Source organism: Kitasatospora sp. CMC57, from assembly GCF_045866025.2.
In the GTDB taxonomy this organism is placed as follows: domain Bacteria; phylum Actinomycetota; class Actinomycetes; order Streptomycetales; family Streptomycetaceae; genus Kitasatospora.
In genome coordinates, this window is sequence record NZ_AP035881.2 from 400230 (window position 1) to 415324 (window position 15095).

Annotated in this window: 13 protein-coding genes; 7 read left to right on the forward strand and 6 right to left on the reverse strand. The window is 72.5% G+C overall.

Translation table 11 applies throughout. From position 1 onward, the window contains the following. The first annotated feature begins 40 nt into the window (after positions 1-40). From ligD to ACKUU6_RS01895, 4 genes are all read left to right on the forward strand, one after another. A complete protein-coding gene (ligD, locus tag ACKUU6_RS01880) occupies positions 41-1033 on the forward strand; it encodes a non-homologous end-joining DNA ligase (protein WP_407992019.1) in 993 nt (330 codons plus the stop codon). A 78-nt stretch (positions 1034-1111) separates the two neighbouring features. Continuing rightward, positions 1112-1396, forward strand: a complete 285-nt coding sequence (locus ACKUU6_RS01885; protein ID WP_407986615.1) for a hypothetical protein — start codon at positions 1112-1114, stop codon at positions 1394-1396. Between the two features lie 84 nt (positions 1397-1480). Next, positions 1481-2134 (forward strand): hypothetical protein, encoded by a 654-nt coding sequence (locus ACKUU6_RS01890; protein WP_407986616.1) that lies wholly within the window; start codon positions 1481-1483, stop codon positions 2132-2134. Positions 2135-2155: 21 nt separating this feature from the next. After that, complete coding sequence (locus ACKUU6_RS01895; RefSeq protein ID WP_407986617.1) at positions 2156-3163, forward strand: YdcF family protein; 1008 nt, start codon at positions 2156-2158, stop codon at positions 3161-3163. 7 nt (positions 3164-3170) lie between these two features. Here ACKUU6_RS01895 and ACKUU6_RS01900 read toward each other — a convergent pair whose 3' ends face one another. Then, positions 3171-4355 (reverse strand): 8-amino-7-oxononanoate synthase, encoded by a 1185-nt coding sequence (locus ACKUU6_RS01900; RefSeq protein WP_407986618.1) that lies wholly within the window; start codon positions 4353-4355, stop codon positions 3171-3173. 202 nt (positions 4356-4557) lie between these two features. Between ACKUU6_RS01900 and ACKUU6_RS01905 the strand changes: the two genes are divergently transcribed. The 3 genes from ACKUU6_RS01905 to ACKUU6_RS01915 all read left to right on the forward strand — a co-directional run bounded on the left by ACKUU6_RS01905 (position 4558) and on the right by ACKUU6_RS01915 (position 9451). After that, complete coding sequence (locus ACKUU6_RS01905; protein WP_407986619.1) at positions 4558-6084, forward strand: PucR family transcriptional regulator; 1527 nt, start codon at positions 4558-4560, stop codon at positions 6082-6084. A 103-nt stretch (positions 6085-6187) separates the two neighbouring features. Further along, positions 6188-7732 carry an APC family permease gene (locus ACKUU6_RS01910; RefSeq protein WP_407986620.1) on the forward strand — a complete coding sequence of 515 codons (1545 nt, stop codon included), beginning with the start codon at positions 6188-6190 and terminating at the stop codon, positions 7730-7732. A 159-nt stretch (positions 7733-7891) separates the two neighbouring features. Beyond that, entirely contained in the window at positions 7892-9451 is a 1560-nt protein-coding gene (locus tag ACKUU6_RS01915) for a S8 family peptidase (RefSeq protein WP_407986621.1), read from the forward strand. 13 nt (positions 9452-9464) lie between these two features. Here ACKUU6_RS01915 and ACKUU6_RS01920 read toward each other — a convergent pair whose 3' ends face one another. The 5 genes from ACKUU6_RS01920 to ACKUU6_RS01940 all read right to left on the reverse strand — a co-directional run bounded on the left by ACKUU6_RS01920 (position 9465) and on the right by ACKUU6_RS01940 (position 15067). After that, complete coding sequence (locus ACKUU6_RS01920) at positions 9465-10955, reverse strand: NCS1 family nucleobase:cation symporter-1 (RefSeq protein ID WP_407986622.1); 1491 nt, start codon at positions 10953-10955, stop codon at positions 9465-9467. 211 nt (positions 10956-11166) lie between these two features. Further along, positions 11167-12426, reverse strand: coding sequence for an ATP-grasp domain-containing protein (locus ACKUU6_RS01925; protein ID WP_407986623.1), 1260 nt, complete (start codon positions 12424-12426; stop codon positions 11167-11169). A 55-nt stretch (positions 12427-12481) separates the two neighbouring features. Further along, positions 12482-13321, reverse strand: coding sequence for a dimethylargininase (ddaH, locus tag ACKUU6_RS01930; RefSeq protein ID WP_407986624.1), 840 nt, complete (start codon positions 13319-13321; stop codon positions 12482-12484). 48 nt (positions 13322-13369) lie between these two features. After that, a complete protein-coding gene (locus ACKUU6_RS01935) occupies positions 13370-14557 on the reverse strand; it encodes an acyl-CoA dehydrogenase family protein (protein ID WP_407986625.1) in 1188 nt (395 codons plus the stop codon). Further along, positions 14558-15067: a flavin reductase family protein gene (locus ACKUU6_RS01940; protein WP_407986626.1), complete on the reverse strand. Its 510-nt coding sequence runs from the start codon at positions 15065-15067 to the stop codon at positions 14558-14560. Between the last annotated feature and the right edge of the window lie 28 nt (positions 15068-15095).

A 15095-nucleotide genomic window follows, 5' to 3' on the forward strand; every position in this document is an offset into this window, starting at 1 on the left:
GGCACGGTCGGCCTAGCGTGGGGGCATGGCGAGTACGGCGATCGAGTTGGACGTGGACGGCCGGGCGGTGCGGCTCTCCAATCCGGACAAGGTGTACTTCCCGGGGCACGGGTACACCAAGCGGGACGTGGCGGAGTACTACCTCGCGGTGGCCCCCGGCGCGCTGCGCGGCCTGCGCGACCGGCCGACCACCCTGCAGCGCTTCCCGGACGGGATCGAGGGCGAGTTCTTCTACCAGAAACGCGCCCCCAAGAGCCTGCCCGACTGGCTGCCGACCTCCCGGATCGCCTTCCCCAGCGGCCGCACCGCCGACGAGATCTGCCCGACCGAGGCGGCCGCCGTGCTCTGGGCGGTCAACCTCGGCTGCCTGACCTTCCACCCCTGGCCGGTCCGCAGCGCGGACACCGAACACCCCGACGAGCTCCGGATCGACCTCGACCCGCAGCCGGGCACCGACTTCGGCGACGCCGTCCGGGCCGCCCACGAGCTGCGCACCGTCCTGGACGAACACGGCCTGCGCGGCTGGCCGAAGACCTCCGGCGGCCGCGGCCTGCACGTGTACGTACCGCTGGTGCCGGAGTGGACCTTCACCGACTGCCGGCACGGGGTGATCGCCCTCGGCCGGGAGCTGGAGCGCCGGATGCCGGGCAAGGTCACAACCAACTGGTGGAAGGAGGAGCGCGGCGAGCGGATCTTCGTCGACTACAACCAGATGGCCCGCGACCGCACCATCGCCTCCCCCTACTCCGTCCGGCCGCACCCCGAGGCCACCGTCTCGGCCCCGCTCCGCTGGGAGGAGCTGGACCAGGTCTCCCCGCAGGACTTCACCATCCGCACCATGCCCGCCCGCTACGCCGAACTCGGCGACGTGCACGCGGACCTGCCCGACCACGCCTTCTGCCTCGACCCCCTCCTGGAACTGGCGGCCCGTCAGGCCGCCGAGGGCGTCGGCGACCTGCCGTACCCACCCGACCACCCCAAGGCCGAGGGCGAACCACCCCGTGTCCAGCCCAGCCGGGCCCGCAAGCACTGAGGCGGTCGCCCGCCCCGCTGCCGGTACGATCGAGGAGCCCTGCGCCGCGGGGTACCTGGGTCTACGGGATGGAGCATCGTGCAAGCCGAAGGCATGGACCGGCACCAGCTCGTGGCGGCGCTGCGTGCGTTCGGCGTGAGTGACAGGGTCTACGGCGTCAACACCCGGGACCTGAAGTCCTTCGTCTACATCCCGGAGTCGGTCCCGGTCCTCGGCGAGGGGCTCGACGGCCGTTGGTACGTCGCCGTGTACGAGCGTGGCGAACAGTGGGTCGAAGCGAGCTTCGACACCGAGGCGGAGGGCTGCGCCTACCTGTACGACACGGTGACGCGGCGCTGGGCCGCCCGTCCGTCCCAGGACTGAGCGTCGTGTTTCGACCGGCCGTCAGCTCTGGCATCCGTCGGTAATGACCGGCATCCGCGCCGAGCGGCGGGGTACCGTCCCGGCATGACCGTGATCCGTTCACCCCAGCCGGTGACACCCGACGACCTCGACCTGGCGCTCCGGCTCGCCGTTGACACCCTCCGCGAGTCTTCCGAGGTGGCGGCCTGGGAGCGGAACGCCGGGTCGCTGGAGTGGACCTGCTGGGAGACGGCCGAGCACCTGGCCGACGACCTCTTCGCGTACGCCGCCCAGCTCGGCCCGCGCACGCCGGCGCCGGACCGCGAGGTGCCGTTCAGCTGGGAACGGAAGCGGCCGGGCGGCCCCGCCAACGCGATCGGCGCCGACCGTGCGGCCGGGCCCGCCGGGATGCTGCAGGTGCTGGAGGCGACCGGTGCGCTGCTGGCGGCGATGGCCCGCTGTACACCGCCGCAGGTCCGGGCCCACCACGTCTTCGGCGTCTCCGACCCCGAGGGCTTCACCGCCATGGGCATCGTGGAGATCCTCGTCCACGCCCATGACCTGTCCGAGGGCCTCGGCCTGGCCTGGAACCCGCCCGCCGACCTCTGCGCCCGGGTGCTGGCCCGCCTCTTCCCCGACTCCCCCACCGACACCGACCCCTGGCCCACCCTGCTCTGGTCCACCGGCCGCGCCGAGCTCCCGGGCCGTCCTCGCCTCACCGGGTGGCGCTGGAACGGCGTACCGCTCGCAGAGCGCTGACCGCCGCCTAGGATCAGTCAAATGATCGCCTACGCGTTCGCCACCCTGCTCCTGGTGGTCTTCGGCCGGAACGTCCGCCGGGACCGCCGCCGTTTCAGCAATGCCGTGCTGCTCGGGCTCGCGGCCGCCTTCTTCCTGCTGGGCGTCTTCGGCGAGCTCGACCGGCTGCCGGACCGGGTGCTGGACGCCGTTGAGGTGCTGACCCCGTTCGCCGCCGTGCTCGCCGCCGTGGCGGTGGCCGTCTGCCTGCTCGCGAACGGCGTGGTGATGGCCCGCCAGGAGGGCGGTGGACGCCTGGCCAACCTGCTGTCGCTCGGCGCGGGTCTGGCCGTGCTCGGGGTGCTCGCGCTGCTCTGGACGGCCGTCCGGGTCGACTCCACGGCCCTGCATGTGGTGGCGGGCGCGGTCCTGCTGCCCGCCGGGTACCTGGCCTTCCTGCTGCTCTGCTTCCTCGGGTACTCCTGGCTGTACGGGCGGCTGCCGGTGCGCCGGGACGCGGACTTCCTGGTGGTGCTCGGCGCCGGACTGGTCGACGGCGACCAGGTGCCCCCGCTGCTGGCCGCCCGGCTGGACCGCGCGTACGAGCTCTGTGCGGCGCAGGACGCCCGGGGGCGGCCGCCGGTGCTGGTGGTCTCGGGCGGCAAGGGCTCCGACGAGCAGTGCTCGGAGGCCGCCGCGATGGCCGGGTACCTGACGGGGCGTGGGGTCCCGGCCGACCGGATCCGGCTGGAGGACCGGTCCCGCAACACCGCCGAGAACCTCGAGTTCAGCGCGGCCGTGATGTCGGCCGAACGGGAGCACTACCGCTGCCTGGTGGTAACCAACGACTTCCACGTCCTGCGTACCGCGCTGATCACCCGCCGGGCCGGCGTCCCGGGCCAGGTGACCGGCGCGCCGACGGCGGGCTACTACTGGCCGAGCGCCGTCCTGCGCGAGTTCGTCGCCGTACTGGTGTCGTACCCCGTCACCAACGCCTGCGCGCTCCTGCTCCTGGTACTGCTCGGCAGTGCGGCCGGCGCACACGGCTGACGCCGGGTCACCCGCGCGGGGCGGTGCGGCGGACCACCTCCACCGCGTGGGCGATCTGGGCGTCCGTCAGGTCGCCGCGGGCGGTGAGGCGGAGCCGGGAGATGCCGTCGGGCACGGACGGCGGGCGGAAGCAGCCGACCGCGAGGCCTGCGGTGCGGCAGTCTGCGGCCCAGGCCACGGCGGCCTCCGGGCCGGGGGCGCGGACCGAGACCACGGCCGCGTCCGGGATGCTGGCCCGCAGACCGGCGGCGGTGAGCTGGGCCGAGAGCATCCGGGCCACCTTGCGGGCCCGGTCGGCGCGGTGCGGCTCGGCCCGCAGCAGGCGCAGCGCGGCCAGCGCGGCTCCGGCGGCGGCGGGGGCGAGGCCGGTGTCGAAGATGAAGGTCCTGGCGGTCTCGGTGAGGTGCCTGATCACCCGTCGGGGGCCGACCACGGCGCCGCCCTGCGAACCGAGCGACTTGGAGAGGGTGACGGTGGCGACCGTGTCGGGCGCTCCGGCCAGTCCGGCGGCGGCCACCGCGCCGCTGCCGCCGGGGCCGAGCACGCCCAGACCGTGCGCGTCGTCGATCAGCAGTGCGGCGCCGTGCGCGCGGGCGGCGGCGGAGAGCTCGCCGATCCGGGCGGCGTTGCCGTCCACCGAGAACACCGAGTCGCTGACCACCAGCGCGCGCGGTCGGGTGCGGGCGGCGAGCACCTCGGCCACGGCGGCCGGGTCGTCGTGCGGCGCCCGGTGCACCTCGGCGCGGGAGAGCCGGCAGCCGTCGATCAGCGAGGCGTGGTTGTGGGCGTCCGAGACGATCAGCGTGTCGGGGTCGGTCAGGGCGGTCAGCGCGGCCAGGTTGGCGGCGTACCCGGAGGAGAAGACCAGCGCTGCCTCGGCGCCGCAGAAGGCGGCCAGTTCCTCTTCGAGTTCGGTGTGCAGCGCGGTCGTACCGGTGACCAGCCGGGAGCCGGTGGCGCCGCCGCCCCAGCGCAGCGCGGCGTCGGCGGCCGCCCGGGTCACGGCCGGGTGCCGGACCAGCCCGAGGTAGTCGTTGCCCGCCAGGTCGAGCAGCGGGTCCTCGGCGGGGCGGCTGCGCAGCGTCCGGGTCAGCCCGGCGGCGGCCCGCAGGCCGGCGGCCTGGTCCAGCCAGTCGAAGACGGCGGCGGGAGCCGGCAGCGGGGTGGTGACGGGCGCGGCGGAGTTGACCATGGCCGCACTCTGTCATCCGGCCCGCCCGTCCGGCAACGGTCCGTTCCGCTCGCGGTCGCCCGGCGGACGGCTGTGACCTGCGGGATCTCCGCTGCCGACGGCTCGCCGTGTGGCTCAGTTCACCCGCCCCGGCGGCGGCCGGACCGCGCGGCCCGCCGGGCGTGGCACACTCCGGTGACCCCCACTCAGCGCGGAGGACCGCTTGACCGACCGGACCCGACTGACCGTACGTGACGTGCTCGCCCTGGAGCTGGTCGCCCAGTGGGACCCGGAGGTGGCGGCCTGCGCCGAGGGGCTGGACCGGCCGGTGCGCTGGCTGCACGTGGCGGAGGCGTCCGACGTGGCGGTGATGCTGACGGGTGGTGAGCTGGTGCTGACCACCGGCGTGCTGCTGGCCGGGGACGAGCGGGCCCAGGTGGAGTACGTGGAGTCGATGCGCCGGGCCGACGTCGCGGCCGTCCTGCTCGGCCTGGGGCGGGCGTTCCGCCGGACGCCGGAGGCGATGCGGCGGGCCGCCGAGCGGACCGGGGTGCCGCTGGTGGTGCTGCGCCGCCCGGCGCCGTTCGCGCGGCTGACCGAGGAGGTGCACGCCCGGCTGCTGCACGGCCGGTTCGCGGCGCTCGACCAGGCCGAACGGATGGGCACCGCGCTCACCGCGCTCAACCTGGCCGGGGTGCCGCTGCACCGGCTGCTGGAGGAGATCGCGGCCCATGCGGGCTGTCCGGCGGTGGTGGTCAGCCCCGCGCACCGGGTGCTCGCCTCGGCCGGTGAACCGGCCGCGCTGGGTGCGCTGCTGCGGGACTGGGAGCGGATATCCCGTCAGCTGGCGACCTCGGCGCCGGACGGCTGGACGGTCCACCCGCTCGAGGCGCGCGGTCGCCAGTGGGGTCAGCTGGTGCTGTTCGGGCAGGCCGGCACCGCCGCGCTGCTCGGGCGGCGGGCGGCCGAGGCGCTGGCCGTGCACCGCCTGCTCGGTGACCGCGAGCGCAGCTGGGAGGACCAGGCGGCCGAGGCGCTGCTTACCGACCTCGCCACCGGCACCGCCCGCCCCGAGCAGCTGCTCCCCCGGATCAGGGCGGCCGGTCTGCCGGTCGACCGGCGCACCTTCGTCCCGGTGGTGGTCCGCCCGCGCGAGCCACTGGACGGCCTGCCCGAGGCGGTCGGGCGCACTCTGAGCGAGCACCGGCTGGCCGCCCTGACCGCCAGGATCGGGCCTGGCGACACCACCGCCGTCCTGCTCAGCACGGTGGACGCCGAGGCGGAGCTGCACCGCTTCGCGGTCGGGCTGCACGAGCAGCTGGCCCCCGGCCGGGTGGTGGTCGGTGCGGGCTTCGGCTGCCCGGTGCTGGACGAGGTGCGCCGCTCCTTCGTCGAGGCGGTGCACGTGGCGGACGCCGCACTGGCCTGTCGGCCGACCGGTCCGGTGGCCCGGCTGCGGGACGTCCGGCTGCGCGGCCTGGTCCGGCTGCTGCGCGACGACCCCGAGCTCCAGGGCTTCGTGACCCGTGAACTCGGCCCGCTGCTGGACCACCCCGACCTGCTGGACGTGCTGCGCACCTACCTGCGGACCAACCGTAACAAGTCGCTGGCCGCCCAGCAGCAGCACATCAGCCGCCCCGCGCTGTACCGGCGGCTGCAGAGCATCGAGGCCCGGCTCGGCCTCGACCTGGACGACCTGGAGCAGCTCACCTCGCTCTACGTGGCCCTGCTCGCGCACGACGCCCAGTGACGGCCCCGGGCGCACCGCCGCACGGGTGGTTCCGCGCGGGTCGGCGCACCGGTCCGTGACACCGCGCCGCCGCCGCGCCGATGATCCCTGTCGGGAGGCCCTAGTGCGCGCGAGCGACCGCAGTACCGACGGCGAACACCTGGTGGAGCCGGACCTGCAGGAGAAGGGCCTACGCTCCGGCGCGGTCGGCCTGGTGTCGAGCGTGGTGCTCAGCGTCTCCTCGGTCGCGCCGGTGTACGCGCTGACCGCGACCCTGGGGCCGACGGTCGGTCAGGTCGGCCTGCAGATGCCCGCCGTGTTCCTGGCCGGGTTCGTGCCGATGCTGCTGGTGGCCTTCGCCTACCGGGAGCTGAACCGGGTCATGCCGGACTGCGGCACCTCGTTCACCTGGACGGCGAAGGCGTTCGGCCCGCACGTGGGTTGGATGTGCGGCTGGGGTCTGGTCGTGGCCACCATCATCGTGCTCTCCAATCTGGCCGGCGTGGCGGTCTCCTTCCTCTACCTCCTCCTGGCCCGGGTCTTCGGCCATCCCGGCCTGGCGGACCTGGCGGACAACAAGGGCGTCAACGTCCTGACCTGCGTCGCCTTCGTCGCCGCCGCCACCGCGGTCGCGTACCGGGGGGTCGGCCTCACCAAGGAGGTGCAGTACGTCCTGGTGACGCTCCAGCTGGTGGTGCTGGCCCTGTTCGCCGTGTTCGCGTTCGTCAAGGCCGGTCAGGGGCGCTCCGAGCTGGCCATCGGGTTCAGTTGGCAGTGGCTGGACCCGTTCGCGGTCGAGTCCTTCGCCGCGTTCACCGCCGGGCTGTCGCTCTCGCTCTTCATCTACTGGGGCTGGGACACCTCACTGACCGTCAACGAGGAGACCAGCGGCAGCGCCAAGACCCCCGGCCGGGCCGCGCTGCTCACCATGCTGGTCATCCTCACCAGCTACCTGGTGATCGCGGTCGCGGCCCAGCGCTTCGCCGGGGTCGGCAGCACCTCGTACGGTCTGGGCAATCCAGAGACCGAGGACAACGTCTTCGCCGCGCTGGCCGATCCGGTGCTCGGCAGCCTGGCGATCCTGGTCTTCGTCGCCGTCCTGGCCAGCTCCGCGTCCAGCCTCCAGACCACCTTCCTGCCGCCCGCCCGCACCATGCTCGCGATGGGCACCTACCAGGCCGTCCCGGCCCGGCTGGCCCGGGTCCACCCCCGGTTCGCCAGCCCCTCCACCGCGACCCTGGTCTCCGGGGTGGGCACGGCGGTCTTCTACACCGTGATGACCCTGATCAGCGACAGCGTGCTGGTGGACACCATCTTCGCGCTGGGCATGATGATCTGCTTCTACTACGGCCTCACCTCGTACGCCTGCGTCTGGTACTTCCGACGCGAACTCACCCACTCCGTACGGGACTTCCTGTTCAAGGGCCTCTTCCCGCTGACCGGCGCGGTGCTGCTCACCCTGGTCTTCGCCAAGACCGCCGTCGACACCTGGGACCCGGACTACGGCTCCGGCACCTCGCTGTTCGGCGTCGGCACCGTCTTCCTGATCGGCTTCGGCCTGCTGCTGCTCGGCCTGGTCCTGATGCTCCTCTGGCAGCACCGCGCCCCTGCGTACTTCCGGGGGCGGACCCTGCGGCACGACACCCCCTCCCTGATCGTCGAGGACTGAACCGACGGCAGTGCGGTGCCGATCAACCGATCACCCTTGCCAGCGACTTGACTGTCCGTCAGGCTCGTACGGGTGGGGGGAGAACCACGCGATCGTCCGGCACGGCCTCCCCCGGCGTACCCGCGTCACCCCGACGCGGGTCGAGCGAGGGGGGAAGACATGCTCCGCAGATTCCTGCTGTCCCACCGTGCCCCGGCCACGCTGCTGCTCGCCGCGGCGCTGGCCGTCGCGGGCGGCGCGGCCCCGGCCACAGCCGCCGGCCAGGAGGGGGTGGTGCACGGGGACGGCGCACCGGGCACCGTCCCAGGCAGCTACCTGGTGATCCTCAAGTCCCGGGCTCTGAAGGCCGATTCCGGCACCGAGCTGGCGGCCAGGTACCACGGGAAGCTGCGCCGCAGCTTCGACGCGGCGTTCCACGGCTACTCGGTCGAGCTCGACTCCCGGCAGGCCCGCCGGCTGGCGGCCGACCCGGCCGTCGCCACGGTGGTCCCCAACCGCCGGGTGCGGCTGGACGCGACCAGCACGCAGACCGCGCCGTCGTCCTGGGGCCTGGACCGGATCGACCACCGCCGGCTGCCGCTGGACCACCGCTACGACTACCCGGACACGGCGGGCCAGGGGGTGACCGCGTACATCGTCGACACCGGGGTGATGATCAGTCACCACGACTTCGGCGGCCGGGCCGTCTACGGCTACGACGCCATCGACGGCGACACCGTCGCCGAGGACGGCCACGGGCACGGCACCCACGTCGCGGCCACCGTGGCGGGCGCCCTGCACGGCGTGGCCAAGAAGGCCAGGGTGGTCGCCGTCCGGGTGCTCGACGACTCCGGTGAGGGCACCACCGAACAGGTCGTGGCCGGCGTCGACTGGGTGACCTCGCACGCCGTCAAACCCGCGGTGGTCAACATGAGCCTGGGCGGCGATCCGGACGAGGCGATCGACACCGCCGTCCGCAACTCGATAGCCACCGGCCTCACCTACACGGTGGCGGCGGGCAACGATGGCTTGGACGCCTCCGCGCACTCGCCCGCCCGGGTCGCCACCGCCCTCACCGTCGGCGCCACCACCAGTGCCGACCGGCGCGCCTCCTACTCCAACTACGGCCCGCTGGTGGACCTGTTCGCGCCGGGCTCGGACATCGTCTCGGCCGCCACCTGGTGGGAGGACGGCGAGACCACCATGTCCGGCACCTCGATGGCCGCCCCGCACGTGGCCGGCGCGGCCGCCATCTACCTGGCGGCCCACCGGACCGCCACCCCGGCCCAGGTGGCCGCCGCCCTCACCGGCAGCGCCACCACCGGTTCGCTGCACGACCTCGGCGAGGGCTCGGCCGACCGGTTGCTCTACACCGGCAGCTCCCCCGTCCGCCCGCCGGGGCCGCGCTTCACCAACAGCACCGACTTGATCACCGACAACGGCCCGGTCGAGTCACCCGTCACCGTCACCGGCATCTCCGGTCGGGCCCCCGCCGAGCTCGAGGTCGAACTCGACATCAAGCACGGCTGGAGCGGCGACCTGCGGGTCGAACTCATCGCCCCCGACGGCACGGTGTACCTGATCAAGGCAGAGGAGATCTCCGACGGCAGCCCCGACCTGACCGGTGTCTTCGCCGTCGATGCCTCCAGTGAGACCGCCAACGGCACCTGGCGCCTGCGGGTCACCGACGTCCTCCGCTACTTCAGCGGCTACCTGGACACCTGGACCCTGCGGTTCTGACCCGGCGTGGCGCTCACCCGGACCGCGGCGGGGCGAGCCGGGTGAGCGCCGTGTGGAGCACCAGGGCCGCCCCGAGGCCGACCGCCCAGCCGTAGTCGGCCAGCGGCTTGAGCAGCGGGATCAGGCCGTCGGCCGGGAACGGGCCGCCGTGCGAACCGCCGACCGCCAACAGGCCGCCCACGACCAGGGCGGTGACGGCGCGCCAGTTCCAGCCACCGCTGTACCAGTAGCCGCCCTCGCGGCGGTACAGGTCGGCCAGCACGAGTTCGGTACGGCGGATCAGCCAGTAGTCGGCGATCAGTACGCCGCCGACGCTGCCGAGCAGGCCGCCGACCGTGCCGAGCCAGGTGAAGATGTAGAACGCCGGGTCGGAGACCAGCTTCCATGGGAAGATCACGATTCCGACCACCCCGGTGATCAGCGCGCCGGTGCGGAAGGTGACGAACCGCGGCAGCAGGTTGGCGAGGTCGTACGCGGGGCTGACCACGTTGGCGGCGATGTTCACCGACAGGGTGGCGATCAGCACGGTGAGCAGCGCGAACAGGATGCCGACGGTGCTGTCCATCTTGGCGGCCAGCGCCACCGGGTCCCAGACCGGCGCGCCGTAGACGGCCTGCGAGCCGGAGGTCACCAGCACCGAGAGCAGCGCGAACAGCGTCATCGTGGTGGGCAGGCCGAGGGCCTGGCCGACCGCCTGGGCGCGCTGGCTGCCGCCGAAGCGGGTGAAGTCCGGGATGTTCAGCGACAGGGTGGACCAGAAGCCGATCATGCCCATCAGGGCCGGGAAGAAGACCTGCCAGAAGCCACTGCCCCAGCCGAGCGCGGAGGGCTGGGAGAGCAGCGGACCGAAGCCGCCCGCCTTGACGGAGATCCAGACCAGCAGCGCGAGCGCACCGACGATCACGAACGGCGCCGCCCAGTTCTCGAACCGGCGCAGCGTCTCCATGCCCCGGGCGATCACCAGCATCTCGATCAGCCAGAACAGCAGGAAGGACAGCCACTGGGTCCACGGGTAGCCGCCGACCGTGCTCGCCTCCAGCCAGCCGGAGCCGATCAGTTCACCCGCCAGCAGGAAGATCGCGGAGCCGCCGATCCAGCTCTGGATGCCGAACCAGGCGCAGGCCACGGCGGCGCGCAGCAGCGCGGGCAGGTTGGCACCGCGCAGACCGAACGAGGCCCGGGCGAAGACCGGGAACGGGATGCCGTACCGCGTGCCGGCGTGGCCGGTCAGCAGCATCGGGACCAGCACGATCAGGTTGGCCAGTCCGATGGTGAGGACCGCCTGCTTCCAGTCCATGCCGAGCGCGACCAGACCGGAGGCCAGCGTCCAGGACGGCACGTTGTGCGCCATCCCGACCCAGAGCGCGAGGAAGTTGTACGTGGTCCAGCGCCGCTCGGCCACCGGCACCGGGCGGAGGTCCTCGTTGGCGAACCGCGGATCGGTCAGCGCGACGTCGGGGAGCAGTTCGACCCGGCGGTCGGGGTGGACCAGTTGGCTGGACAAGGGCAACTCCCGGGTGATCGCGGTGGGGTGGCGTTGATGATCCCAACTGCACCGCCCGTTGCCTAGCCCGGGGACCGAACCGTTTCACGCCGGAAACAGCCCGGGAACCTTACCGGGCGGACCGCTGTCGTGGGGTCAGGGCACGCCGAGAACGCGCCGACCGCCGAGTACGGTTCCCGGGGTACGGCGCGTCCGGCCACGGCACTTCGGCTCACCGCTCCGCGGTGGTGGGGTCGGTCTCGATCCGTACCGCGTCGACCACCGCCTCCGCGTTCCGCAACGCCTCCAGCGAGTCGGCTCCGCGGGCCATCACCGAGCCGACCCGGTCCCAGGAGCTGCGCAGCTCGTGGACGGTGTCGCCGGGGGCCGGCTTCAGCGTGAGCGAAAGCACGCCCGGCAGTTCGCGCGCCTCCTCGACCCCGCTGACCGAGACCACTTCGCCGGGCGCCGCCTCGAGGAAGCGGACCGCCGCGCCGCCCGCCGCCCGCCGCGGCATCGGCGCGGGCCGGCCGCCCTGCATGACGGTGTAGAAGTCGCCGGCCAGGTTGATCCGGTAGGCCTCCTCGATCAGCATCGGGATGCCGTCACCGGGGAACCGTCCGGCGCACTCGACCAGGTACGGGAGGCCGTCGCTGACGATCCACTCGCAGTGGATGATGCCGCTGCCGAAGCCGACCGACCGGATGACGGTCTCGGTCTGCGCCACCAGCAGCTCGCTCAGCTCGTCCGAGATCCCGGCGGCCGGGACGGTGTGTCCCATCTCGATCGGGCGCGGTCCGGGGAACAGCAGCTTGCCGGTGACGTTGGAGAAGAGCACCTCGCCCTCGCGGACCAGGAGTTCGACGCTGTACTCCTCGCCCTTCACGAACTGCTCGATCAGCATCCGCAGTTCACGCTCCCGGTCCGGCACCACCAGGCCCTCGTCCTGCTGGATGCACTCCTCCCAGGCGGCGTCCAGGCCTTCCAACGAGTGCAGCACCTTGGTGCCGACGGAGGCCTGCCGGTTGGCCGGCTTGAGGACCAGCGAGCCCGGGTACACGGCGGCGAACTCCCGGACCTCGTCGACGGAGGAGACCTCTCGGGAGGCGGGGTTGGGCACACCGGCCGCCCGGGTGACCTTGCGCAGCAGCGACTTGTCCCGCAGCACCTGCGCCGCGCCGGCACCAGCGCCCGGCACCCCGTACCGCTCGGCCAGCCGGGCCGCGAACGGGGTGGCGTACTCAACCAGCGGCGAGACCAGGGCCGGTTCCAGATCAGGATAGGTGTTGAAGAACTCGTCTGCCGAGGCCGGGAGTTGATACTCCCACTCGATCAGTTCGCGGAGCATCTCGGCGCCCTCCAGGGCGGCCTTGACGTTGCTCTTGCGGATCACGTCCGGCTCGTCGATGACGATCACCGAACCGGGAGCGAACTCCTTGATGTACGGCAGGACGTTCACGAACCCGACGATGATCCAGGGCTGCTCGGTCATGGTGGTGCGTCTCCTGTCACGGAAGGAACGGGGTGGGGGGTGGGTGCCGGGCGGGTCAGTGCCGGAGTTCGAGGGTGCAGCACTTGGCGCTGCCGCCCGCCTTGAGCAGCTCGGAGAGGTCCACGCCGTGGGTGCGGAAGCCCCGGGCCCTCAGCTTGGCGGCCAGGCCGGTGGCGGCCTCCGGGAGGATCACGTTGTGGCCGTCGGAGACCGCGTTGAGACCGAACACCACCGCGTCCGCCTCGTCGGCGAGCACCGCGTCCGGGAACAGCGTCTCCAGTACCAGGCGGCTCTCCGGGGTGAAGGCGGCCGGGTAGTACATGACCTCGTCCTCGTCCAGCACGGCCAGCGCGGTGTCCAGGTGGTAGAACCGCGGGTCCACCAGGGTCAGTCCGACCACCGGGCGGCCGAACAGTGCCTCGGCCTCGGCCTGCGAACGCGGGTCGGAGCGGAAGCCGTTGCCGGCCAGGATGGCCCGACGGGTGGTCAGGTAGTCGCCCTCCCCCTCGTTCGGGTACTGCGCCTGCACGACCTCGACGAACCCCTGTTTCCTGAACCACTCGACGTAGTGCTGCGATTCACCGTCCCGTTCGGGGTGCCGGAACCGGGCAACCAGCACCTTGTCGTCCACCACGGTGGCGCCGTTCGCGGCGAAGACCATGTCCGGCAGACCGGCCCCGGCGTCGATGGTCTGCACGTGGTGGCCGAGCGAGACCAGCAGGTTGTGCAGCACCTCCCACTGCGCGACGGCCAGGTCGTTGGAGGTGGGCTTCGCCGGGTCCATCCACGGGTTGATGGTGTACGTGACATCGAAGTGGTCCGGGCGGCACATCAGGAAGTGCCGGATGCGCGCCTGCCGCCGGGTCGCGACGGGGGGAGTGAGGAGGTCGGTCATGAGGGTGTGTCCTTCCGGGGTGTTGGAAGAGGTCCTGCGGGGCTGCTCTCAGCCGGTGATGCCGAGGCTCAGCGGGAAGCCGGGCTTGCTGCCCAGCAGGTACGCACCGGCGGTCTGCAGGATCTTGTCCTGGGCCACCACGTGCTGGCACATCGTCATGGTGTCGCGGAGCCAGCGGTCCAGCGGGCTCGGGCGGTAGATCGACCCCGTCTGCATCAGGTCGTAGAGCCGCATCACGATCGAGCGGGCGGTCCGGAAGGCGTGCAGCCGGGAGAGCGGCAGCGCCGCGCGCTCGTCGGCCGTCATGTCGTCCATCGTGCCGCCCGCCTCCAGCACCTCCCACTGGCGCCGCATCGCGCCGTAGACCGCGCTCCGGGTGGCGTTGAAGTCCGCCTCGCACTCGGCTAGGGCGACCTGCATCCGCCAGTTGTCGTTCCAACCACCGCCACCGGGCTGTGACTTGGCGACCACCTGCTCGCGGACCCAGTCCAGCGCGGCCCGGGCCACCCCGAGCGGGACGCCCGGCATGTTGCGCATGTGCACCTCGGGCTGGGCCAGCGGGCCCGCGCCGTTGCGGACGGCGGCGAAGGTCATCGTGCGGTTCTCGGGGACGAACACGTCGGTGATCGTGTAGTCACAACTCCCGCTGCCGGCCAGGCCGGTGGTGTTCCAGGTGTCGATCACCTCGATGTCGGACTGCGGGACCGCCAGCAGGATCGAGTCCTGCGGACCGTCGGCCGGCCAGGGCTGGCCGTTCTCCGTGATGAACGCACCGGATACCACCCAGTCGGCGTGCGTGACGCCGCTGCCGAACTGCCAGCGCCCGCTGAGCCGGTAGCCACCGGGGACCCGGTCGGCCTTGCCGGTCGGGAAGAGCAGCCCGGCCGTGGTCATGTCGATGCTGGGGAACATCTCCTTGGCCACCACCTCGTCCAGGAAGTTGGCGTAGAGGCCGGAGTCCATCCCGATCATCGCGACCCAGCCGGCCGAGGCGTCACCGTAGGCCAGTGCCTCGACCACCTCGGTCTGCTCCACCGAGGTCAGCTCCGGGCCGCCCCACGCCTTGCTGAAGCCCATCCGGAAGGCTCCGGTGCCGCGGATCAACTCGACCACGTCGGCAGGCATCCGGCGGTTCTGCTCGATCTCGACCGAGCGCTCCCGCAGCTGCGGGGCCAGCGCCTTGGCGGCGGCGAGAATGTCGGCGGCGGTGTTCGGGACTGCCGGGTTGTTCGGCATTCAGGACTCCTTGGAAGTACTGGCGGATGCCAGGTGCTGGAAACTGCCGTGCAGGAAGAGCAGAGGGGGCTGAAGGTCACGGACGCCGGTGGAGACCACCTCGCCGATCACCATCGTGTGGTCGCCGACGTCGAAGCTGTCCCAGAGCACGCACTCCAGGCCGCTCTGCTCGTCCAGGACCAGGGCCCCGGTGATCGGTCCCGGGGTGGCCGGCAGCGCGCCGACCGCCTCGGCCCGGTCGTCCCGGCCCTTGGCGAGCCGCCGGGCAAGCGGCTCGGCCTCGCAGTCGAGGATGGAGACCGCCCACTTCTTGGTCTCCAGCAGATCGGTCAGGAACTGCGAGTCGCGGTGCAGGGAGAGCGAGACCAGCGGCGGGTCGAGCGAGACCGAGGTCAGGGAGTTGAGGGTGACCGCGTCGTGGCGGCGAGCGCCCTCGAGGTCGGCGTAGGTGGTGGCGACGCAGACTCCAGTGGCGAAGTTCCGCATCGCGCCGCGCAGATCGGGCGACATGTCAGGGTCCTCTCGTGCTCGGTGGGAA